At 39.8% G+C, this 20,961-nt stretch carries 24 protein-coding genes and 1 other RNA gene; 12 read left to right on the forward strand and 13 right to left on the reverse strand.

Annotated features, from left to right (window positions below; translation table 11 throughout):
- Positions 1-757, reverse strand: a 757-nt coding sequence (locus BKK48_RS08250) for a GA-like domain-containing protein (protein ID WP_425271816.1), incomplete at its 3' end; no start/stop codon positions are given.
- Between the two features lie 663 nt (positions 758-1,420).
- An RNA gene (gene rnpB / locus BKK48_RS08255) (RNase P RNA component class A) lies at positions 1,421-1,797 on the reverse strand.
- A 157-nt stretch (positions 1,798-1,954) separates the two neighbouring features.
- Here rnpB and BKK48_RS08260 point away from each other — a divergent pair.
- The 10 genes from BKK48_RS08260 (at position 1,955) to trpCF (ending at position 10,097) form a co-directional block, all read left to right on the forward strand.
- The gene (locus BKK48_RS08260; RefSeq protein WP_077427727.1) at positions 1,955-2,539 is read left to right on the forward strand and encodes an FMN-dependent NADH-azoreductase; all 585 of its coding nucleotides are present in this window, start codon (positions 1,955-1,957) and stop codon (positions 2,537-2,539) included.
- Between the two features lie 168 nt (positions 2,540-2,707).
- Complete coding sequence (relB, locus tag BKK48_RS08265; RefSeq protein WP_077427729.1) at positions 2,708-2,944, forward strand: type II toxin-antitoxin system RelB family antitoxin; 237 nt, start codon at positions 2,708-2,710, stop codon at positions 2,942-2,944.
- Complete coding sequence (locus tag BKK48_RS08270; protein WP_077427731.1) at positions 2,913-3,191, forward strand: type II toxin-antitoxin system RelE family toxin; 279 nt, start codon at positions 2,913-2,915, stop codon at positions 3,189-3,191. The genes relB and BKK48_RS08270 overlap by 32 nt, the downstream gene beginning before the upstream one ends.
- A 157-nt stretch (positions 3,192-3,348) precedes the next feature.
- Positions 3,349-3,642: a helix-turn-helix domain-containing protein gene (locus tag BKK48_RS08275; RefSeq protein WP_077427733.1), complete on the forward strand. Its 294-nt coding sequence runs from the start codon at positions 3,349-3,351 to the stop codon at positions 3,640-3,642.
- Positions 3,642-4,922, forward strand: coding sequence for a type II toxin-antitoxin system HipA family toxin (locus BKK48_RS08280; protein WP_077427735.1), 1,281 nt, complete (start codon positions 3,642-3,644; stop codon positions 4,920-4,922). The genes BKK48_RS08275 and BKK48_RS08280 overlap by 1 nt, the downstream gene beginning before the upstream one ends.
- An 80-nt stretch (positions 4,923-5,002) precedes the next feature.
- Positions 5,003-6,550, forward strand: coding sequence for an anthranilate synthase component I (gene trpE / locus BKK48_RS08285; protein ID WP_077427737.1), 1,548 nt, complete (start codon positions 5,003-5,005; stop codon positions 6,548-6,550).
- A 10-nt stretch (positions 6,551-6,560) separates the two neighbouring features.
- On the forward strand, positions 6,561-7,142 hold the full coding sequence (locus BKK48_RS08290; RefSeq protein ID WP_077427739.1) for an aminodeoxychorismate/anthranilate synthase component II: 582 nt from the start codon (positions 6,561-6,563) through the stop codon (positions 7,140-7,142).
- Between the two features lie 27 nt (positions 7,143-7,169).
- On the forward strand, positions 7,170-7,556 hold the full coding sequence (locus BKK48_RS08295; RefSeq protein ID WP_077427741.1) for a tautomerase family protein: 387 nt from the start codon (positions 7,170-7,172) through the stop codon (positions 7,554-7,556).
- A 71-nt stretch (positions 7,557-7,627) separates the two neighbouring features.
- Positions 7,628-8,629 carry an anthranilate phosphoribosyltransferase gene (gene trpD, locus BKK48_RS08300; RefSeq protein WP_077427743.1) on the forward strand — a complete coding sequence of 334 codons (1,002 nt, stop codon included), beginning with the start codon at positions 7,628-7,630 and terminating at the stop codon, positions 8,627-8,629.
- 40 nt (positions 8,630-8,669) lie between these two features.
- Positions 8,670-10,097, forward strand: a complete 1,428-nt coding sequence (trpCF, locus tag BKK48_RS08305; protein ID WP_077427745.1) for a bifunctional indole-3-glycerol-phosphate synthase TrpC/phosphoribosylanthranilate isomerase TrpF — start codon at positions 8,670-8,672, stop codon at positions 10,095-10,097.
- A gap of 234 nt (positions 10,098-10,331) precedes the next feature.
- Here trpCF and BKK48_RS08310 read toward each other — a convergent pair whose 3' ends face one another.
- The 6 genes from BKK48_RS08310 to BKK48_RS08335 form a co-directional block, all read right to left on the reverse strand.
- On the reverse strand, positions 10,332-11,033 hold the full coding sequence (locus BKK48_RS08310) for a LutC/YkgG family protein (RefSeq protein WP_077427747.1): 702 nt from the start codon (positions 11,031-11,033) through the stop codon (positions 10,332-10,334).
- A 5-nt stretch (positions 11,034-11,038) separates the two neighbouring features.
- Positions 11,039-12,445 (reverse strand): LutB/LldF family L-lactate oxidation iron-sulfur protein, encoded by a 1,407-nt coding sequence (locus tag BKK48_RS08315; RefSeq protein ID WP_077427749.1) that lies wholly within the window; start codon positions 12,443-12,445, stop codon positions 11,039-11,041.
- A gap of 1 nt (position 12,446) precedes the next feature.
- On the reverse strand, positions 12,447-13,178 hold the full coding sequence (locus tag BKK48_RS08320; protein ID WP_077427751.1) for a (Fe-S)-binding protein: 732 nt from the start codon (positions 13,176-13,178) through the stop codon (positions 12,447-12,449).
- Positions 13,179-13,273: 95 nt separating this feature from the next.
- Positions 13,274-14,869 carry a lactate permease LctP family transporter gene (locus tag BKK48_RS08325; protein ID WP_077427753.1) on the reverse strand — a complete coding sequence of 532 codons (1,596 nt, stop codon included), beginning with the start codon at positions 14,867-14,869 and terminating at the stop codon, positions 13,274-13,276.
- Positions 14,870-15,072: 203 nt separating this feature from the next.
- Complete coding sequence (gene fabA, locus BKK48_RS08330) at positions 15,073-15,606, reverse strand: bifunctional 3-hydroxydecanoyl-ACP dehydratase/trans-2-decenoyl-ACP isomerase (protein WP_077427755.1); 534 nt, start codon at positions 15,604-15,606, stop codon at positions 15,073-15,075.
- A gap of 198 nt (positions 15,607-15,804) precedes the next feature.
- Positions 15,805-17,568: an AAA family ATPase gene (locus BKK48_RS08335; protein WP_077427757.1), complete on the reverse strand. Its 1,764-nt coding sequence runs from the start codon at positions 17,566-17,568 to the stop codon at positions 15,805-15,807.
- A gap of 126 nt (positions 17,569-17,694) precedes the next feature.
- Here BKK48_RS08335 and matP point away from each other — a divergent pair, with 126 nt between their 5' ends.
- The gene (matP, locus tag BKK48_RS08340) at positions 17,695-18,141 is read left to right on the forward strand and encodes a macrodomain Ter protein MatP (RefSeq protein ID WP_077427759.1); all 447 of its coding nucleotides are present in this window, start codon (positions 17,695-17,697) and stop codon (positions 18,139-18,141) included.
- Positions 18,142-18,219: 78 nt separating this feature from the next.
- On the opposite strand, the gene cspD is transcribed toward matP, so the two are convergent.
- The 5 genes from cspD to BKK48_RS08365 form a co-directional block, all read right to left on the reverse strand.
- Complete coding sequence (gene cspD, locus BKK48_RS08345) at positions 18,220-18,429, reverse strand: cold shock domain-containing protein CspD (protein WP_077421342.1); 210 nt, start codon at positions 18,427-18,429, stop codon at positions 18,220-18,222.
- A gap of 136 nt (positions 18,430-18,565) precedes the next feature.
- A complete protein-coding gene (locus BKK48_RS08350) occupies positions 18,566-18,727 on the reverse strand; it encodes a YoaH family protein (RefSeq protein WP_077427761.1) in 162 nt (53 codons plus the stop codon).
- Entirely contained in the window at positions 18,720-19,442 is a 723-nt protein-coding gene (gene truC, locus BKK48_RS08355) for a tRNA pseudouridine(65) synthase TruC (RefSeq protein WP_208604186.1), read from the reverse strand. Before truC ends, BKK48_RS08350 begins: the two co-directional genes overlap by 8 nt.
- Positions 19,442-19,756, reverse strand: coding sequence for a YqcC family protein (locus tag BKK48_RS08360; protein ID WP_077427765.1), 315 nt, complete (start codon positions 19,754-19,756; stop codon positions 19,442-19,444). The genes truC and BKK48_RS08360 overlap by 1 nt, the downstream gene beginning before the upstream one ends.
- A gap of 84 nt (positions 19,757-19,840) precedes the next feature.
- Entirely contained in the window at positions 19,841-20,110 is a 270-nt protein-coding gene (locus tag BKK48_RS08365) for an acylphosphatase (RefSeq protein WP_077427767.1), read from the reverse strand.
- A gap of 149 nt (positions 20,111-20,259) precedes the next feature.
- Between BKK48_RS08365 and ytfE the strand changes: the two genes are divergently transcribed.
- The gene (ytfE, locus tag BKK48_RS08370) at positions 20,260-20,925 is read left to right on the forward strand and encodes an iron-sulfur cluster repair protein YtfE (RefSeq protein ID WP_077427769.1); all 666 of its coding nucleotides are present in this window, start codon (positions 20,260-20,262) and stop codon (positions 20,923-20,925) included.
- Positions 20,926-20,961 lie beyond the last annotated feature (36 nt).

Here is a 20,961-nt window from a genome sequence, read left to right on the forward strand (position 1 = left end):
CAACACCGGTTTGCAGATCAGCTTTTTCTTGGTTATCCGGTAAAGCTTGGATCGCATCGTTCGCTTTCGCTTTAGCGGCTTCTACGGCTTCTTTTAATCCTTGAAGCTTATTCGCCTCTTCCTTGCTAATCACACCATCTTTTTGGGCTGCTTCAAATGCTTTTTTATAGGCTTCGGCAGCTTTTTCTGCAGCAGCTACCGCCTCTTTGGCTTTGTTTATTTCTGCTTTGTTATTTGTTTTAGATGAATTGTTATCATTCGAGGCAGATGAACCACCACTGCCACCACCACTTGCAGCAAGCGCAATCCCCCCTGCTAAAGCAGAAAGACCTAATAACCACCATGGATTAAATGCCCAAAATACAGAAGTTAACTCCGTTCCACCTAATGTTTGCGGGACAATCGTTTGATCAGCAAGCAAACTAACTGCCTCAGATTGCAAACCTGACTCTGGAACATAAGCATAAATACGACCATTCTCATGCTGTCCTACTAATAGGTTTGTGGTTTCACCCGTTTCATCGGTATAGTAATTTTTGATGATAATATCTTCACTCATATCACCATCATTGAAGTGAATCTTTAAATTTTTTCCATCACGCTGAGTGATAATATTATCTGGGGCAAAACCTGTTTTATCATCAATTAACTGATAATTTGATTTTGCTCTTGCCTCAATAATCAGTTGTTCAGCTTGATTAATTTTGTGACTTGCCATCACTTTCTTTATGCTTAATACTTTTAGCGTTATTGACATAACTTAGTCTCCTTAATTTCTTTCCACAATCGATATCATTACAACGTAGTGCATGAACACGGGAAAGTATTTGATTCTCTTTTGGCAACTGGGCCATTTCTTAATACCTATCGCTACGGTTAGAAGAAATTTCTTCATAAAAACTCCTTTCAAGTAATTAAGAAATTTTTGTTTAAAATATCGCCGACCCTATTTTTGAGAAAAAAATAGGGTCAGCCGAGAGGAGGAATAATCTCTTCCCCCTCTCGGCTGACCCCAAATAAAAAAGTCTTTATCTCAGGGATAATCTGTAATCAATATCGGAATTACATCACCCTGAATCATTAAACAAATATCTATATTATTTTATTGCTTGCCAAAAAGCTGTGTAATTATCTTTATAAACCCCATTAAAGAAATCCGACCTCAGCCCCCCCCCAGTGGTAATACCTGTTTGTTTTATTATTCACACTCTCAATTTAGGTATACAAAAGAAACGATGAGTTAAATAGCGTAATGATAAATTTCAGATCACTCGTTGAAGATCAAAAGGGGGATTTACTAGATAGACTGTTAGAGAAATGGCGTCAAAAAATTTGAGCTCTGTACAATACAGAGCTCAATATGTGTGAGCAATTTATGAACGATCCTCGTTGATGAAGACCAATCACAAAGTGCAGTTATTTGTTGAGTTGGTCGATAAGCCGAGTTCTGTCGTGGACAATCATTCCTCTAGGCGACGAATTACTCCGCCGCTCAAGCAACCTACCCGAACTCTAGACGGGCCATCCATTGAGTTCCTATTTGGTCTTGCTACGAGTGGAGTTTACCCTGCTGCCAACCGTTACCGGCGACACGGTGCGCTCTTACCGCACCCTTTCACCCTTACCGTTTACACGGCGGTCTGCTCTCTGTTGCACTAGTCGTAGGCTCACGCCTCCCGGACGTTATCCGGCACTCTGCCCTGTGTAGCTCGGACTTTCCTCTCGTTTACTTGTCCCGCTAGGTCGTGCGAACACGGTTTAGGGCTTCAGTAAACCAGCGATTGTCTAACCAACTCGGCGCGTAGTATAAATGATACGAACTCCAGGCTCAATCCAATTTGTCATATTTCACTCCAGTTTATCACTTTAAAAATAAAACTCGGTTACAAACTTTACTTTCTAGCGCATATCCCTATAATGCCCAGCCACTTTAATCAATTACAAAGGAAATAAAATGAATAATATACTCATCTTAAAATCCAGTATTCTCGCGGATAATTCTCAAACTAACAAATTGGTAGATCATGCTATTGAAAAACTACAAGGTCATACAATTGTAGTTCGAGATTTAGCCAAAGATCCCCTTCCGCATTTTGATGCAACAGCGGCAGTTGCCGTGCGTGGCGAACCCAAAACAGAAGAAGAAAAACAACTTCTTGCCCTTTCAGACGAACTGGTTTCCGAACTAAAAAATGCGGATACTTTAATCATTGGTACACCAATGTATAACTTACATATTCCTACTCAATTAAAATCTTATTTTGATTTCATCGCCCGTCCTCGTGTCACCTTTCAATACACCGCAAACGGCCCAGAAGGCTTATTAAAAGGCAAAAAAGCAGTGATATTATGTGCTTTTGGTGGCTTATATGATGAAGAAAATCTTGTTACACAATATATGAAAGCTATTTTAGGTTTTGTGGGAATCACTGACGTACAGTTTGTGTATGCAAAAGGTATCGGTTTTGGCCCTGAAGCGATTGAAAAAGCACTACAATCTGCCAAAGTAAAAATTAATGATATTTTGACCGCACTTTAATTTGATATATCACCTTTTTAAACTTTAAATTTTAAGGTTAAAAAGCCCTATTGATGACAATAGGGCTTTTGACTTTTTAAGTGGTTTTTATCCTTCTGGATAATACTTGTATTACAATAAATACACTCTATAATTGCACCAATATAACACACAAAGGGAGATTACATTATGGCATTAACAGTCAGATTACCTGACGAACTTCAACAACGTCTAGATCACTTAGCCACACAAACAGGTCGAGCCAAATCTTTCTATGTCAAAGAAGCACTAGAAGCCTACTTGGAAGATTTGGAAGATTTACTCTTAGCCAATGCAGTTTTAGAGCGAGTTCGTGCAGGTAAAGAAAAAACTTATAGTTTAGAGGACGTTGAAAATGAGCTCAATTTGGACAGTACAACTCGCTGATACAGCTAAAAAGCAACTGGAAAAATTAGCGAAGAAAAATCCACAACAAGCCAAACGTATTCTTAATTATCTGAAAGAACTTCAAACACTTGAAAACCCAAGAGACAGAGGCAAGGGCTTGGTTGGTGAACTCTCAGGAATGTGGCGTTACCGTGTCGGTGATTATCGTATTATTTGCCATATTGATAATGGAGAGTTATTAATCACCGCCTTGGAATTAGGACATCGGAGAGAGATTTATCACTAATAGCACATTGGTATGAAATAGTGTTTTAATACCTCACAACTATTATCTCCATATACCATAAAAAGGATAAAAAAAGATTTACCCTCTAAAAAGGATATTTATTGACTTATACCCCAAAAGGTATAACATATTCAATATACTTTAAAGGGGATATATTATGATCGTAACCAGTCCAAAAATGCTTTCTCAAGTTGTTCGTGAATTTCGTTATAAAGATAAGCTTTCACAGACCGATATTTCCAAGCAGGCCGGCATCAAACAAGCTACTATTTCCGTTTTTGAAAATACTCCTGAAAGCACAAAAATAGAAACCTTATTCAAAATTCTGACTGCATTAGAATTAGAATTAGTGGTACAACCTCGTCCCACCTCCACAAAACAAGCACAAAAACAAAACCAAATTGCAGAACCTACTGCAATTTATAATAGCGATGATGGAGAAATTTGGTAATGGATAATTCACAACTTAATGTGGCAATGAACGGGATTTTAGTGGGGAAATGGCGACGTTTAAAAAATGGTGCTATGGAATTCCAGTATGATGAAAAATGGCTCTCCTTCTCCCGTTCACGCCCTATTTCTCTTTCACTTCCCCTTTCAACGAAAGTTTATCGTGGTGATGAAGTCTATAATTTCTTTGATAATTTACTCCCTGATAATGAACAAATTCGTTCACGAATTCAGCAACGTTTCCAAACCAGTACGAAAACCCCTTTTGATTTACTTTCAGCAATCGGACAAGACTGCGTAGGAGCAATTCAACTTTATCAGCATAATACACATATCGTAAAAACAGTTTATGCTGAACCACTCTCAGCGCAAGACATTGAAAACACGCTAAAAAACTACCGCACTTTTCCACTCGGTATGGCGCAACAAGAAGATTTTCGAATTTCAATTGCAGGGGCACAGGAAAAAACCGCATTACTCTACTATGATGGACAATGGAGGCGGCCATTGCACACCACCCCAACCAGCCATATCTTTAAACTACCAATTGGCATAGTAGGGCAAGGTCAGATGGATCTCTCAAACAGCTGTGAAAACGAGTGGCTTTGCTTGCAAATTATGAAACAACTCGGGCTCAATGTTCCTTTCGCTTGTATTGAACATTTTGGTGAAATGAAAGCGTTGATTATTGAACGTTTTGATCGCCGTTGGTCTGAAAACAAAAAATGGCTCATTCGTTTGCCACAAGAAGATATGTGTCAAGCACTCAATATTGCGCCTGCCAGAAAATACGAATCAGACGGGGGGCCCGGTATTTTATCCATTATGAAATTATTAAATGGTTCGGCAAACCCAAATGACGATCGAAAACAATTTTTTAAAGCCCAGATCATATTTTGGTTACTTTGTGCTATTGATGGACATGCCAAAAATTTCAGTCTATTTTTAGAACCACAAGGACATTATCGCTTAACCCCTTTTTATGATGTGATTTCAGCCTATCCGCTCATTAAATCAAATAGCTTAGCAAAACAAAAAGTAAAAATGGCGATGGCGTGGCACGGTGAAAATAAGCACTATTTGTGGGATAAAATTAAGTTACGACATATCTTTACAACAGCGAAATTAGCAGGCTTATCGCAAACCACCGTTGAAGAAATTTTACACGAAATAACCAATGGCTTACCAAAAGTTGAGAAAATCAATGTAAGCCATTTACCTAACGAGATTAGCGAACCTATTTTGGATGGTTTAAGAAAACAGGCAAAGGAAATTCAATAACATAAGATTTTTTCAATCTTCCCTTGACTTATTCACCTTGTACTAGTTTAATAGTACAAATTTTTGAAAAGGATTAAAAAATGCAAAACAAGGCTTTTATTGCGGTAACCACACAACCTGTTTCTTATCATTCAGATACTACCGCCATTTTTAATACATTATGCCATCATCCCAATACATTGCTCCTCGACTCTGCTGAAATTGGCAGTAAAAATAGCTTACAAAGTCTTATATTGATCAATGCGGCAGTTAAGATTACTTGTGTTGGTCACAACGTCACATTTAAAGCATTAAATGCTAATGGTAAACAGGTTTTAAAAGGTATTTTTCCTGCTTTAGCTCAGTACAATTCCCTAAGTGCGGTCGATTTTAATGATGAATTTTCTATTGATTTTTCCCCACTTGATAATCAATTAGATGAAGACAGCAAATTACAATCAGCGACAGTTTTTGATGGGTTACGGGTGATTTCAAATCTCTACCAACACAGCGATAGCCCCGTTTTTTTAGGTGGTTTATTTGCTTATGATTTAGTCGCTAATTTCATTCCGATGAATGATATCACCTTAAAAGATGATGGGATTTCTTGCCCTGATTATCGTTTTTATCTGGCTGAGCATTTGATCACAATTGATCATCAAAGCCAACAGGCCACCTTGAAAAGTTACTGTTTTTCGCAAGAAGAACAGGTTAATGTCGCCAAAACCGCCCTCGCTATCACACAACAATTAAAAAACATCGATCACATTTTATCCATTAAATCTGCCAGTGATGAGGTAAAAACGAATTTTGAGGATCCTGAATTTATCAATGTAGTGAGAGACTTAAAACACCATATCAATATTGGGGATGTTTTCCAAATCGTCCCTTCCCGTCGCTTTTCTCTGGCTTGCCCTAACCCACTGGCAAGCTATGCTCAACTGAAACAAAATAATCCAAGTCCGTATATGTTCTATATGAATGATGAAGAATTTATTTTGTTTGGTGCCTCACCGGAAAGTGCACTGAAATATACAGCGAAAAGCCGTCAGTTAGAAATTTATCCAATTGCCGGATCTCGTCCGCGTGGGTTTGATGCACATGGTAATATTGATCCCGAATTGGACACCCGTTTAGAACTGGAATTACGGTTAGATCACAAAGAGCAAGCAGAACATTTAATGTTAGTAGATTTAGCACGCAATGATATTGCCCGAGTTTGTCAAAGTGGTACACGTCAAGTGGCAGAATTGATGCAAGTGGATCGTTATTCGCATATTATGCATTTGGTTTCCCGAGTGGTGGGCAAACTTCGCCCTGAATTAGATGCCCTTCACGCTTATCAAGCCTGTATGAACATGGGAACGCTCACCGGCGCGCCAAAAATCAAAGCAATGCAGCTTATTTATCAATATGAACAACAAAAACGCCACAGTTACGGTGGGGCGATAGGTTATCTCACTTCTGATGGTAATTTAGACACTTGTATCGTGATTCGCTCGGCTTTTGTACAAAACGGCATTGCCCATGTGCAAGCAGGCTGTGGCGAAGTGTTAGATTCCGATCCGCAAATGGAAGCCGATGAAACCCGACACAAAGCGGCGGCAGTATTAAAAGCAATTCGTCAGATCAACACACAAGCCAAATAAGGAATACGTTATGGCAAATATTCTTTTTTTAGATAACTTTGATTCCTTCACCTATAACCTTGTGGATCAATTTCGTGTTCTAGGACATCAAGTTAAAATTTACCGCAACGATTGCGATCTAGAACAACTCGTTGAAACGGCACTCACAACGCCAGATACTATCCTTGCCCTCTCCCCCGGCCCCGGTACACCCGCCGAAGCAGGCATTTTGTTGCCGTTAATTGAACGTTTGAAAGACAAAATCCCGATGATCGGAATTTGTTTAGGTCATCAAGCCTTAATTCAAGCCTTTGGCGGAAAAGTGGTTCACGCAGGTGAAGTATTACATGGGAAAGTTTCTAAGATCACTCATGATAATGAAGCGATGTTTAAAGATCTCATCAACCCGATGCCCGTTGCCCGCTATCATTCTCTTATGGGGCAAGATTTACCGGCAGAATTTGTCGTCAATGCAGAATATAACGGTATTATTATGGCAATTCGCCACCGTAACTTGCCAATTTGCGCATTCCAATTCCACCCGGAAAGTATTTTAACAGTACAAGGATCGCAACTCTTACAACAATCCATTGAATGGTTACTCCAACACTAAAAACAATAAATCTTATAAGGAAAACATATGATTACTGTATTTGGACTTAAATCTCAACTCACACTACGCAAAGCAATGTTAGCGGATGTCATTTATAACAGCCTCTATTTAGGCTTAGATATTCCAAAAGGGAAACACGCCATTCGTTTTTTGGGCTTAGAAAAAGAAGATTTTTACTACCCTTTCGATCGTAGCGATGATTACACGGTTATTGAAATTAACTTAATGGCAGGCCGAATGGAAGGCACTAAAAAACGCCTCATCAAAATGTTATTCAGTGAGCTTGAGTATAAACTGGGTATCCGTGCTCATGATGTAGAAATCACCATCAAAGAGCAACCTGCGCATTGCTGGGGTTTCCGTGGAATGACAGGCGATGAAGCTCGTGATTTGGATTATGATATTTACGTCTAACCGCTTCATTGGCTGAGGTTATAACAAAACCACTTCATGAGGATAATCCACAATAGAATAAGGAACAGATAATGCAACACAACCACTTATTAGAACAACTTTACAACGGTTGCCAACTCAGTCAATCAGAAAGCACCACACTTTTTAACGCTGTCATTCAAGGCAAGCTCTCTAACGAACAAATCGCAGCGATGTTGATTGCATTAAAATTGCGTGGTGCGAACATTGAGGAAATAAGCGGAGCGGTGGCCGCTTCTCTACAAAATGCCAATGCTTTTCCTCGACCTGATTATCCTTTTGCCGATATTGTCGGTACGGGAGGCGATGGCCAAAACACCATTAATATCTCAACAGCAAGTTGTATTGTGGCAGCAACAATGGGTGCCAAAGTGTCTAAACACGGTAATCGCAGTGTATCTAGCCAATCCGGAGCAAGTGATGTATTAACTGCATTAGGCGTTAATATCAATATTTCTGCTCAATCTGCACGTCAAGCACTCGACGAGATTGGGGTTTGTTTTTTATTTGCCCAGCAATATCACCCCGGCTTTCGCTATGTTGCGCCTATCCGTGCGGCATTAAAAACCCGCACAATATTTAATATTCTCGGCCCACTCATTAACCCTGCCCGACCGAATTACCACTTACTGGGTGTTTATACCCCTGAGCTTGTAAAAACCTATGCAGAAACCGCTGTGAGTTTAGGACATGAACATACTTTTATTGTTCATGGTGCCGGTTTAGATGAAGTAGCGTTACATGGTGATACCCAAGTGGCCGAGGTAAACAAGGGAAAAATTGACTATTTCACCCTAACCCCTGCTGATTTTGGATTGAAAAATCAATCCCTTGAAAGTCTACGAGGCGGCGCCCCACAAGAAAATGCCAAAATATTGACCGCACTTTTACAAGGGAAAGGAAAAGCGGAACACGCCAATGCCGTTGCCGTCAATACGGCGTTATTACTCAAATTATTCGGCTATGAAAATCTTAAGCAAAATACGCAAAATGTCTTGGAAACCTTAGCCACCGGCAAAGCATTTGAAACCTTGCAAAAATTAACGCAATATTAACCCCTAGGTTCACCTAAATTTGTATTTAGTAGAAAATAAAATGATTACTCAAGACTTCTCAAAACCCATTGCTTCAGCGACTGTACTGCAAAAAATCGTCCTTGATAAAGCCGCCTGGGTGAAAGCCAAAGAGGTGGAATTTCCACTTAGCGAATTTCAACAAAACCTCACAAAATCCGACCGCTCTTTTTATAATGCATTATCAAAAGGCTCGCACCAAAAACCGGCCTATATTTTGGAATGTAAAAAAGCCTCCCCTTCGAAAGGGTTAATTCGCTCTGAATTTAATTTAGATGAAATCGCCAATGTGTATAAGCATTATGCCTCAGCCGTTTCAGTGCTGACTGATGAAAAATATTTCCAAGGGGATTTTAAATTTTTACCGCAAGTGCGAAATATAGTGCCACAACCGGTGCTTTGCAAAGATTTTATGATAAGCGAATATCAGGTGTATCTTGCCCGTTATTATCAAGCAGACGCGATTTTGTTAATGCTTTCCGTGGTTAATGATGATACTTATCAGGTGTTGGCAAACCTTGCTCATTCATTGGGCATGGGGGTATTAACAGAAACCAGCAACGAAGAAGAATTTGAACGTGCTTTAACGCTCGGTGCGAAAATTATCGGGGTGAATAATCGCAATTTGCACGATCTCTCGGTGGACTTAAATCGAGTTGTCCAATTAACAGAGAAATATGCCGATCGTATACCTTCAGAGGTTCGCATTATCAGTGAATCCGGTATTTATGATCACCAGCAAATCCGTCAGCTACAAAAAGTGGCAAAGGGATTTTTAATCGGCAGTAGTTTGATGGGAAGTGCAGATTTAAACAATGCCGTTCGTGCGGTGATTTTTGGGGAAAATAAAGTCTGTGGCTTAACACGCATGCAAGATGTTAAAACCGTTTATGAAAACGGGGCGCTTTATGGCGGACTTATCTTTGCAGAGAAATCAAAACGTTGTATCAGCTTGCGTCAAGCTCAAGAATTAGTAACGGCGACACCACTTCGCTTTGTTGGTGTATTTCAAAATCAAGACATGGATTTTATTCTTAAAATAGCTCAACAATTAAGCCTTTATGCCGTCCAGCTACATGGTGCAGAAACACCTGAATTTATCGCTGATCTCCGCCGTAAACTACCTGAGCACTGCCAAATTTGGAAAGCCTTATCAATCGACATCCATGAAAAAAGTGCGGTTGATTTTGACGATGATTTCAATGTTGCCCGCTATATCTTCGATAGCCAAACGGCAAACCAGCAAGGGGGAATTGGCAAAGCCTTTGATTGGTCGTTAATTCCTGAAAAGCTAAAATATAAAACAATTTTAGCGGGGGGAATTTCAGCGGAAAACGTTGAACAAGCGATAGCTCAAGGTTGTTTAGGGGTGGATCTGAATTCAGGTGTAGAAAGTATGCCCGGTATAAAAGATGAGGAAAAAGTGCGGTCGGTTTTTGAGAAAATATAAGAAAATCGCTGAAAAATAACCGAATTGCCCTCTCTGATGAAAATTGCCAAACCCAATTTCCGTCATCTCTCTTCTGTAATAAGTCGGGAGGCGGGGGCAACCCGACAACATCTTTGACATTTCAACCTAAAAACCTCCTTTACAAGCCAAGCTTGTAAATTCGCTTCAAACTTTTCATAGAAAAGCCAATACCTCATAAAAAAGCTTACCTAAGGTAAGCTTTTTCTGAGAAATTTATAGGTCGTCAATAACTAAATAAATTTTAGAAACCGGCCCGTGTACCCCAACCACTTTGATTAACTCAATATCTGCGGTTGCACTCGGGCCTGAAATTATATTGACACAAGATGGCATTCTCTCCCCTTGCTTCGCCTTATCATCCAAAATTTTGGCTAATTGTGCGACCCTTGGCAATACACGGCTTTTGCGTAGAACAACAATGGATTTTTCCGGCAATAAGCTTACGGAACGACCAAATTGTTTGTCTGAAAACAATACGATACCACCGGATTCTGCAAGACCATATTCACCATAAACAATACCAATATTCGCTTTTTCAGCGTATTTGATATTGCTCTCACCTTTGGTTTCATCCCAAATAGAGTGATCATATTTGCCTTCAATCGCAGAAATCACGCCAAGATCTGCAAGGCGGGGATCATTATTCAAAATAATTTGACCACCGCCGTATTTTTCACAAATTTCAATGATCGCTTGTTCAATTGCACTTTCTTGTGCCACCATCACATCGGCCATCATCACTTTCGCAAAGTTGATAAACTCATCACATAATTGCTCTTGAGTGAGATCGGTTAAACGTGTCATCGGATAATTATTTACCAACTTCGGCATAGGTTCAGGTGAAGTTTGCCAAGTTGATTTCCCCATCCGTTTCGCTAATTTCGTTAAAAATTGTTCACGATTTTGTAAATCCATCTTGCTTATCCTCTATTTTTAAACCACTCACGGAAACTTTGCCCTTCCGGTGTTGGTAAATCCCGTGCTTTTGTCCATTCACTCAACGCCCCCATTTGTATTGGTGCTTTGCCATTTTTAATGAATTTTCCTGCAATTTTTGCCCCCATGTTTACACCCACTTTCCACACTGTTGGATGGGCATTGGCAAAGGTGAAACCAAAAATAGACAAACGTTCTGTGGCAGGGGTGATCCCCGTTTGTGCCATATGTTCACGATGTTTTAAAATAAGCTGTGCAAGTGGAATTTTTACCGGACAAACTGAATTACAAGCCGTACATAAAGAGCAAGCATAAGGCAATTCTTTAAATTCTTCATATCCCCCAAGCAACGGCGAAATGACAGAACCGATAGGCCCCGGATAAATCGAACCATAACCATGGCCACCAATTTGGCGATATGCCGGACAGGTATTTAAACAAGCACCGCAACGAATACAACGTAATACTTCTTTAAATTCACTCTCTAGGATCTCAGAACGCCCATTATCAACAATAACCAAATGGAATTCTTCCGGACCATCCGTTTCTCCCTCTAAGCGAGGGCCTGTCAACCAAGTGTTATAAGCCGTCAATTTGGCACCCACAGCACTACGAGCCAACATGGTAATCAACACATCGACTTCTTTAAACGTCGGGGCTAATCGCTCCATTCCCATGACAGCAATATGGGTTTTCGGTACGGTTGTAGCTAAACGCAAATTCCCCTCGTTGGTGACCAAACAAACCGAGCCGGTTTCTGCTACGGCAAAATTACAGCCACTAATACCAATATCTGCCTCTAAGAAATCTTTACGGATCACCTGACGGATAAACGCCGTCATTTCTTCCGGTGTTTCAGAACCGTTGTAGCCTAATTGTTCATGTAACTCTTGGCGGATCTTATAGCGATCTTTGTGTATTGCCGGAACAACAATATGAGAGGGTTTATCCCCCACGATTTGTAACAAATATTCGCCTAAATCCGTTTCAACGACTTTAATGCCTTCTTTCTCTAAAACGCCGTTTAAACCGATTTCTTCTGTCACCATTGATTTCGATTTAACAATTTTTTTCGCCTTTTTTTCTAATGCAATTTGACGAATATAAGCCGTGGCTTCCTCTGCGGTTTCTGCAAAATAAACCTTCCCACCATTTTGTTGGACTTTTTCGCTTAATTGGTAAAGATAGGCATCTAAATTGGCTAAAACATGATTACGGATTTGTTTAGACAAATCACGCCACTCTTCCCAATGCCCTAGCTCATCCACCATTTTTTGACGGTTCGCACCAATCGTTTCTTGTGCTTTTACAACGGCTTTACGCATCACTTCATTGTGAATTTGATTATCCACACGTTTTTTGAACGCAAGATTACTGGTTTTTAATGACATACTACTTTCCCTCCTGCATCAACACTTCGGCAATATGCATGACTTTGATATTTTTCCCTTCTCGGCTTAAACGACCACCAATATTCAGCAAGCAACTGACATCAGCACCGATAAGGTAATCCGGTTCAACGTCCGCAATATGTTCGACTTTTTCCGTTACCATTTCTCCGGAAATTTCTGCCATTTTTACGGAGAATGTTCCACCAAAACCACAGCAAGTTTGCTGATTTTTAATCGGTAAGAGTTCTAAACCTTTCACCTTTTCAAGTAAGGCTAAAGGTTCATTCACAATGCCTAATTTACGGAAAAGACTGCAAGAAGGATGATAAACCGCTCTGCCCGGTAAACTTGCACCGACATCGGTTATTCCTAAGACATTCACAATAAAATCAGTAAGATCATAAAAACGTTTAGCGACATTTTCAGCCCGTTTTGCCCATTGCAATTCACCGCATTGTTCAAAATATTCTGCATAATGTTTAATCGCCGATACGCAAGATCCTGCCGGTGCGACAATGGGATAATCATTAACCTCAAAGGTTTCCACTAAATTTTTCATCCCGGGAAGGGCTTGTTTCGTGTAGCCACTGTTTAATGCGGGTTGTCCACAACAACCTTGTTTTTCTAAAAAAATAACCTGACATCCTAGTTTTTCCAGTAATAACACGGTGTTTTTCGCAACACCTGCTTTTACCACATCAGCAATACAGGTTACATAAAAATTAACATTCATAATCACTCCGTAAAAATAGAAATAAAAACAAGCGGAATGTTCTCAAAGTAAGTCCCAAACAAAACCGCTTGTTCTTTTAGCCTCGTTAATGACTCTTATACCGCATAAAATATTGGGATAATAAAGAGTGCAACTAAGGCTGCAATAATACCGTAAACTATCATTGGAACAACGGTTTTCTTAATGATCGTGCCTTCTTGTTTATCAATATTCAATACAGAACTCACTGCAACAATATTATTAATACAGACCATATTCCCCATTGCACCACCAACGGATTGTAATGCAAGAATTAAAGAGGCGGAAAGTCCGGTTAGTTCCGCCGTAGAAAGCTGAACACTTCCGAAGGTTAAATTAGACACGGTATTAGAACCGGAGAAAAATGCGCCCACGGCACCTAAATAAGAGGCAAACAATGTCCAATATTCTCCTGTTGCATGGGCAAAACTTTGACCGATAATTTTAACCATAGAATTATCGCCCCCAACCAACATTAAGTTTACCATGACTAATGCCCCAACTAAGGCAAAAAACGGGTTTTTAGTTTGTTTCAAACTTGTCACAAAAATATCTTTTGTTTTTGACATAGATAAAGCAAATACCGGCACAGCAATAAGCACGGTGACAACAAATGGAATGAATGCCGGCACATAAAGCAATTTATAACTGGCGTTAATTGATGTACCAAAAATATTTTTTAAACTAAAAATTAAACCATGACTGACATCAAACAAACCAAGCGAACCTAACTGTGTACTGAACCAAGAGGTCGCATTATTCATCATGGCTTTAAACGGTAATTGTTGGATACGAGTCACGATTAAAATGGCGATAAGCATCCCGGTTGGAAATAACGCTTTGGCAACCTGAGCAAGAGAAACCGAACTCCCTTCTAAGGTTTTCTCTACTTTAGCCAACCCAATTCCTTTATTTGCCACAATCACAGAAACAAATAAGCCAATTGCGCCCCCCACCAAAGAAGGGAATTCATAGTTGACTTGCGCGAGTAACATATAAGGAACAACACAAGCAAAGATACTGATATAAATAAAGATAAGGTTTTTACGGATTTCACTCCAGCTGACAATTAAACTTAACGCCATAAGTGGAATGACGAGTGCAGCAAAACCATGGATCAATGAGGTCATTGAACCGATTTCTAAAATTTGGCTTTCTGCTAATTGTAAAGGTCCAAATCCAAACCAAGTAGGTGTGCCCACCGCACCAAAGGAAACCGGCACCGAGTTCATCACTAATGCTAACATTGCAACCCGTAACGCAGGAAAGCCTAGGCCCACTAAGATAGGAGCGGCAATAGCAGCCGGTGTACCAAATCCACTGGCACCCTCAATCATAAAAGCGAATGCCCAACCAATGATCATGATTTGAGCAACCGGATTAGGATTAATGTTACCAAGCCATTTACGCAAAATATCTGTTGCACCGGACACTTCTGAGAAACGATTAAATAAAATCGCCCCAAAAATCACGGTGATAGGGGTTTGAACGGCGATCAATGCTGAGGCAATATTGGCACTTACAATGCTGATATCCGTACCAAAGAAAATTAATTGAATAATTAAAACGACAACCGCAATCCAAGGCAGTGCAAGATAAGAAGGCAAAGCATTACGCTTCACCATTAAATAGATAAGTAAAACAATTGGAAAAATACTTAAAAATAGAGCCATAAGCCCTCCTCTAAAATAACAAATAAAAATGCTGTGCGATTTTAGAGAAAAGTATTAAATAAAAAAAGCCAAATGTTACAACTTTGTGAAATTCGTCACATTTTTAAATTCTATTTTTCAAATAGAAATAGGTATTTAACCTCAAAATGACAAAATCTACTCAAAACGAGTGATTAACATCTTCGATACAATTCAGCATGAAATTAAAAACTGGAAGTATCTTGGAATAACCCGACTTTCAGATCCGTTGCCGTATAGATCACTCGCCCATCAACCTCAACTTCACCATCAGCCATCCCCATGACTAATTTACGATTAATTACACGTTTCATATTAATACGATAAATCACTTTTTTCGCTGTGGGTAAAATTTGACCGGTAAACTTCACCTCACCCACACCGAGCGCACGCCCTTTTCCTTTGCCGCCAGCCCAACCGAGGAAAAAACCCACCAATTGCCACATGGCATCTAAACCTAAGCAACCCGGCATAACTGGATCACCGATAAAATGACAGCCAAAAAAAGGCAGATCCGGATGAATATCCAATTCAGCCTCAATGTAGCCTTTATCAAAAGCGCCGCCTTGTTCTGTCATTTTAACAATACGATCCATCATCAACATGGTTGGTGCCGGAAGCTGTGGGCCTTCTGCACCGAATAGCTCGCCACGCCCGGAAGCGAGCAAATCTTCATAGGTATAACTTTCCTTTTTATTTGGTGTACACATGTTTTTCATTTTTCTTCCTCAAATGGGGTTAAAATTCAGAAAATCACTGATGGTCCTCATTCTAGAATGAATAAACACAATTGTAAATAGAAACAAGTGTTAGCTGAACTGTTCAGATCTGTTTAGAATAAATGAAATTGAGAAAGCGCTAAAAAGCATAAGAGCGAACACCTGTTCGCTCTTATGCATTGAAGGAAGAAAGGAAAGCTAAGTTCGAAAAAAACTCAATAAACTTTTCTTGGCAGGCTCTGCACGAAAATCTATTCGTTTTTGGATCAAGCGGGAAATCGGACGTTTGCTTTCTTCATAAATTTTGTCTTCTTCCAGCAAATCACGCTGAAAAATGAGTTCACAAGTTTGATGAATATCTTCTACCGGAAAAATAAAAAACTCGCCTTTTTTGACAGCACTGACCACCTCATCAGAAAGGCTCAGTTGCTGAAGAGTGGTTGCAGGAATAACTACCCCTTGTTTTCCGGTTAAACCACGTCGCTTACAGATCGCAAAAAAGCCTTCTATTTTGTCATTTACCCCACCAACCGCATGGATCAAACCAAATTGGTCAATCGCACCGGTTATCGCAATAGACTGTGGCAACGGGAGATCTGCCAACGCACTCACTAATACACAAAAAATAGCAAGGGAAGCACTATCGCCGTCAATTTCACCATAAGATTGCTCAAACACCAAAGAGGCGGAAAATGGCAATTGTGAAGGCAGCTCTAAAATATTGGATAAACAAGCCTGTGCAATCATCATCCCTTTGCTGTGTAAATTACCGGCAAGCTCATTTTTACGTTCCACATCCACCACTTCCCCTTCGCCAAATTGCACAATGCAACTAATGCGTGAAGGTTCGCCGAATTTTACCGGGGTGCCGGGGTACTCAATCACCGATAAACCATTAATTTGCCCAACGATTTCCCCTTCGGTTTCCACATAAACCTGCTCATTGAGAATATCCGCATAGGTCTGTTCTTTCAAAAACCCTTGTTGTACGCTCTGCTGCTGAAAAACAGCCTCAAAATCAACCGCACTTAAGGTATTTTTTTGTGAGAATGTTGCCGCATTTAGCAGCATATTGTTTAAGATTCTTGGAGAAAGATGAATTAAAAAGCGATTTTCACTTTCCCTCACTAAAAGTTGATAAATTTTATTGAAGGAAGAAAGATCGAGGGTTAAAGCATTTTTTTGGGCAAGATGCTGAACATAACCCGCCCAATTTTTCTGTTCATTCACATCTGCGACAGAAAGATAACTTTCCACTTCAGCATAATCGGCAAGACGATACAAATCCTCTTCTAATTCACCAAGCGTGGCAATTTCTGTGCGATCACCGAGTATCACCACTTTTACATCAAGAGAATAACCGGGAATTTCACAAGGGAGAGGTTTGAAAGGATGGGCGGAATACCAATCAAATCTTTTGGTTTGGAGAATATGTTTTAAACGCTGCCATAAATCAAACTGCGACAATAAAGTGGCTGCATTAAGAATTAATACCCCACCATTTGCTCGGTGGATTAGGCCCGGAATAAGCTGAATATCTTGCGAGCTAGGATGAATTTTTATATGACCAAAAAGTTGAAATTGATCGCAATATAACGCACTGATGACCTCCCCAGAAGAAGCGAAGTTATCCTCTAAGGATTGTGCCGCTTCCACTTCAATTTTGGGAAATGAAAAAGAGTCCCCCTGTTCAATACGATAATTCACACCAAAAATGGACCGCTCTTTTGGTTTCATTTGCTCAATCAATGGTTTTAATAAAGCGGCATAATCGGCTTTATCCTCCGCTTTGAGCAGCATTAAGGTTTGATTAGGGTGATGTAAAAATAAAGAAATTGCCCGCTGAACATTCATCTGTAATGTCCAAAAATCAACGGGTTGGATAGGATATTCTGTGAGGGCTAATTGAGGTTGTAAGGCATCCCAAGCCAGAGATTGCTCTTGAAAAAAAGATGAAGTCACACTTGCGTTCTCATGAGTAAAATGGGCGACATTATCGCATATTTAGACACATTGTAAAAATATGCTGGAAAATTTGTTATAAAAGACGTATATTAGCCGAGTTACAATGTCACTAAATAAGTCACTATGAAATATCAAAAATTAGAAAATCAGGAAGCGAATTGGAAATGGCTTTATTTGATTCGTAAATACCGTGAAGGTGAAAATATTACCCGCTACGAAGAAAAAAGCCGACAAGAATCCGTTGTCGCAACGCTCATTGAAAGCCAAAACTATCCGGAAAAAATTGAGAATTGGATCAAACAGCACCTTTCTTCAACATTGCCAACTAAACTGGATCAAGCTATTCGGGCAAGAAGAAAACGCTTTTTCAATGCGGAAAAACAATCTACAAAAAAGAAATCCATTGATTTGGAATATGCAGTTTGGTTACGCCTGTCAAAATATTCACGGAAAATGAATATGACACTTTCAGAAACCATTAGTTATATGATTGATGAACGGGAGAGCAAAGCGTTGTATGAAAGCCAAATGTCGGCAATGAAAAATAGCCTAAAGAATTTATTAAAATAAAAAAGACAGGGTGGTAAATCCTGTCTTTTGCATTAGACTAAATAGAGAAAATTTAAGAATACATTTTTATATTCTTGGTTATTCCACGACAGGAATAATTTTTGTGGCGTGAGATCCTTTATCACCGTGAATGACTTCAAATTGCACTTTTTGTCCTGCTTTGAGTGAACGATATCCGTCCATTTCAATCACGGAATAATGTGCGAAAATATCAGCATCCACGCCTTCTGCGGAAATAAAACCAAATCCTTTCGCATTATTGAACCACTTAACTACACCAATTTCCATAATAGACCTCTTTTAGGCTTCGCCTATACAATCATAAATCAAATAAGACTAATGCCTTATCACCTTTAATTGGTGTGCAATATTTAAATATTTTGAGTTCCTATGCAACAAGCAATATTAAAAAATGCTAGGGAGATCACAAAATATCGCTATTTTCCGGCGATTTTGCATATAATTCACGCAATTCTTTTGCCACAATTTGAATCGCTTCCCCGCTATTTACCCCTTGTGCCATCAGCGCCTGGATTTTTTCAACAGCTTTTTGCTGTTCCTCATGTGTTAATTGAATATCAAACATTTTCTTCCCACCCTAATAATTTCATTAAATTTTGCCATTGTTCATCAAATGGCGCATCAATTGTTATTCTGTGTTGCAAAATAGGATGCATAAAACTTAACTGCTCTGCATGTAATAATAAACGTTTACAACCGGTGTTTTCCGTCAATGCCCGATTTTGGTGTAAATCACCATATTGAGTGTCGCCCAAAATAGGGTGAAAAATATGTTTACAATGACGGCGTAACTGATGTTTTCTTCCCGTATGAGGAATTAAACGCACCAAAGAATAACGTGAAGTTAAATAGCGTCCTGCTGAATAAGGCATTTCTACGGTTTTTAAACCAATATATTCGGTTACTGCCTCTTGTGGTGCTTTGTCTTCCTGTGCAAATTTATCTGCAATTTTGTCATACTGAACCTTCAAAGGATAATCAATTCTCGCTTCCCCCTCCAAATAGCCTCGGACAATCGCTAAATAGGATTTTTGTACCGTTTTTTGTTCAAATTGCTGACACATTAAATTGGCGATTTCACTGTTTAAGGCGAACAATAATACACCGGATGTCGGACGGTCTAAGCGATGAATAGGAAAAACATGACAACCTATTTGGTCACGCAATGTTTGCATGACAAATTGTGTTTCATGACTATCCAACCAACTACGATGCACTAACATGCCGGCCGGTTTATTCACCGCAACCAACCATTCATCTTGATATAGGATATCGAGTATCATTGATTTTGTAGTAATTCTTCTAACGCCACGAGGGGTTTAAGCAACTGCTCTAGATCATCAAATTCTTTCAGCGCCTCTTCAACATAAGGGGAAATCGCGATTTTATTCGGTAGCGGCGAATGGTTGTCTAACAAGGCGTGCATACGCGGAATAAACACCCATTGCAACCATTCTTCCGGCTCCATCGTATCAAGAAAAAAAGGTTCTTGGCTGAGAAAAGCCTCTTGCGCCGGCGGTACGGTCTGCCATAGGTTCAAACGTTGCATAGTTTGCCGCAACTGTTCAAGATGAAATTTTGTTTGGTCACGCATAATCGTCTCTATGTCAAATTCACAAGGTATAAAACCGGCACATTCTACGCAAAATCAGCGCACTTCGCAAAAGTGCGGTCAGTTTTAACGGCGAATTATTGAAAAATGATCCGCAATGATGTCGGTATGCTCATTCACGATCACGCGCTCCACTCTCGCGGTTTTCGGCCCCTCCTTTAACCATTGCTCAAATCGCATTAATTGCGCTTCATCACCTTGCGCAATCACTTCCACAGAACCATCTGCACGATTTCTTACTGTCCCTTTTATCCCTAACTTTTCCGCCTCTTTCCACGTGAAATAGCGAAACCCGACACCTTGCACACGACCATAAATAAAAAATTGTTTTGTCATACCATCCCCCCTCTAACTCTTACTAAGTATTTTCTTGATTTTGGCGGTCATTTTATCAAGAAATGAAATTTCAAGCTTTCCATTTTCCTTAAAATACCCTACTATTTTTATCGGATTTATTTAACTTAAACATAGATGGAGTGCTTATTATGTCTTTTGCTCAACAAAAACTTAGTGAATTAGCCGTTTCAATTCCGGGTGCAACAAAAATTTTCCGTGAATATGATCTTGATTTCTGTTGCGGCGGTTCTGTTCTTTTAGGCGTTGCCGCACAACAAAAAAACCTGAATCTCACCGAGATTGAAGCGCGCTTAGCCAATTTACAACAGCAAGAAAATACGGAAAAAGATTGGTCCAACGCGCCTTACGATGAATTGATCGCACACATTATCGAACGTTTCCATAACCGCCATCGTGACCAATTGCCGGAATTGATTACATTGGCAGAAAAAGTAGAAAGCGTTCACGGTGATCGTGAAGATTGTCCTATCGGCTGCGCAGCCCAACTGGAAAAAATTTATGCGGAACTAAGCCAACATATGATGAAAGAAGAAAACATTCTTTTCCCAATGATTAAAATGGGCAACTATGCCATGGCTGCGATGCCGATCCGCGTAATGGAGATGGAACATGATGAAGCCGGCCAAGATGTTGAGGTGCTGAAATCTCTCACAAATCAGCTCACCCCGCCGGAAGAGGCTTGCTTTAGCTGGCGCGCGCTTTATAGCGGCATTAACGCCTTTATTGACGATTTAATGCACCACATTCACCTAGAGAATAACATTTTGTTCCCACGCGTATTAAACGAGAAATAACCTTCGATAAATAAAACGAAAGTGCGGTTGAAAACT

The organism is Rodentibacter heidelbergensis (assembly GCF_002000125.1).
Classification (GTDB): Bacteria; Pseudomonadota; Gammaproteobacteria; order Enterobacterales; family Pasteurellaceae; genus Rodentibacter; species Rodentibacter heidelbergensis.

Bases quoted from the DNA above. Each gene is read 5' to 3' on its own strand.
- BKK48_RS08270 (WP_077427731.1), top strand. From the start codon at position 2,913: ATGAGCTCAATTTGGACAGTACAACTCGCTGATACAGCTAAAAAGCAA.
- BKK48_RS08365 (WP_077427767.1), bottom strand. From the start codon at position 20,110: ATGACAAAACAATTTTTTATTTATGGTCGTGTGCAAGGTGTCGGGTTT.
- BKK48_RS08290 (WP_077427739.1), top strand. From the start codon at position 6,561: ATGGCAAATATTCTTTTTTTAGATAACTTTGATTCCTTCACCTATAAC.
- ytfE (WP_077427769.1), top strand. From the start codon at position 20,260: ATGTCTTTTGCTCAACAAAAACTTAGTGAATTAGCCGTTTCAATTCCG.
- cspD (WP_077421342.1), bottom strand. From the start codon at position 18,429: ATGGAAATTGGTGTAGTTAAGTGGTTCAATAATGCGAAAGGATTTGGT.
- relB (WP_077427729.1), top strand. From the start codon at position 2,708: ATGGCATTAACAGTCAGATTACCTGACGAACTTCAACAACGTCTAGAT.
- BKK48_RS08260 (WP_077427727.1), top strand. From the start codon at position 1,955: ATGAATAATATACTCATCTTAAAATCCAGTATTCTCGCGGATAATTCT.
- BKK48_RS08280 (WP_077427735.1), top strand. From the start codon at position 3,642: ATGGATAATTCACAACTTAATGTGGCAATGAACGGGATTTTAGTGGGG.
- BKK48_RS08320 (WP_077427751.1), bottom strand. From the start codon at position 13,178: ATGAATGTTAATTTTTATGTAACCTGTATTGCTGATGTGGTAAAAGCA.
- BKK48_RS08275 (WP_077427733.1), top strand. From the start codon at position 3,349: ATGATCGTAACCAGTCCAAAAATGCTTTCTCAAGTTGTTCGTGAATTT.
- trpE (WP_077427737.1), top strand. From the start codon at position 5,003: ATGCAAAACAAGGCTTTTATTGCGGTAACCACACAACCTGTTTCTTAT.
- matP (WP_077427759.1), top strand. From the start codon at position 17,695: ATGAAATATCAAAAATTAGAAAATCAGGAAGCGAATTGGAAATGGCTT.
- fabA (WP_077427755.1), bottom strand. From the start codon at position 15,606: ATGAAAAACATGTGTACACCAAATAAAAAGGAAAGTTATACCTATGAA.
- BKK48_RS08350 (WP_077427761.1), bottom strand. From the start codon at position 18,727: ATGTTTGATATTCAATTAACACATGAGGAACAGCAAAAAGCTGTTGAA.
- trpD (WP_077427743.1), top strand. From the start codon at position 7,628: ATGCAACACAACCACTTATTAGAACAACTTTACAACGGTTGCCAACTC.
- BKK48_RS08310 (WP_077427747.1), bottom strand. From the start codon at position 11,033: ATGGATTTACAAAATCGTGAACAATTTTTAACGAAATTAGCGAAACGG.
- trpCF (WP_077427745.1), top strand. From the start codon at position 8,670: ATGATTACTCAAGACTTCTCAAAACCCATTGCTTCAGCGACTGTACTG.
- BKK48_RS08295 (WP_077427741.1), top strand. From the start codon at position 7,170: ATGATTACTGTATTTGGACTTAAATCTCAACTCACACTACGCAAAGCA.
- BKK48_RS08325 (WP_077427753.1), bottom strand. From the start codon at position 14,869: ATGGCTCTATTTTTAAGTATTTTTCCAATTGTTTTACTTATCTATTTA.
- BKK48_RS08360 (WP_077427765.1), bottom strand. From the start codon at position 19,756: ATGCGTGACCAAACAAAATTTCATCTTGAACAGTTGCGGCAAACTATG.
- BKK48_RS08315 (WP_077427749.1), bottom strand. From the start codon at position 12,445: ATGTCATTAAAAACCAGTAATCTTGCGTTCAAAAAACGTGTGGATAAT.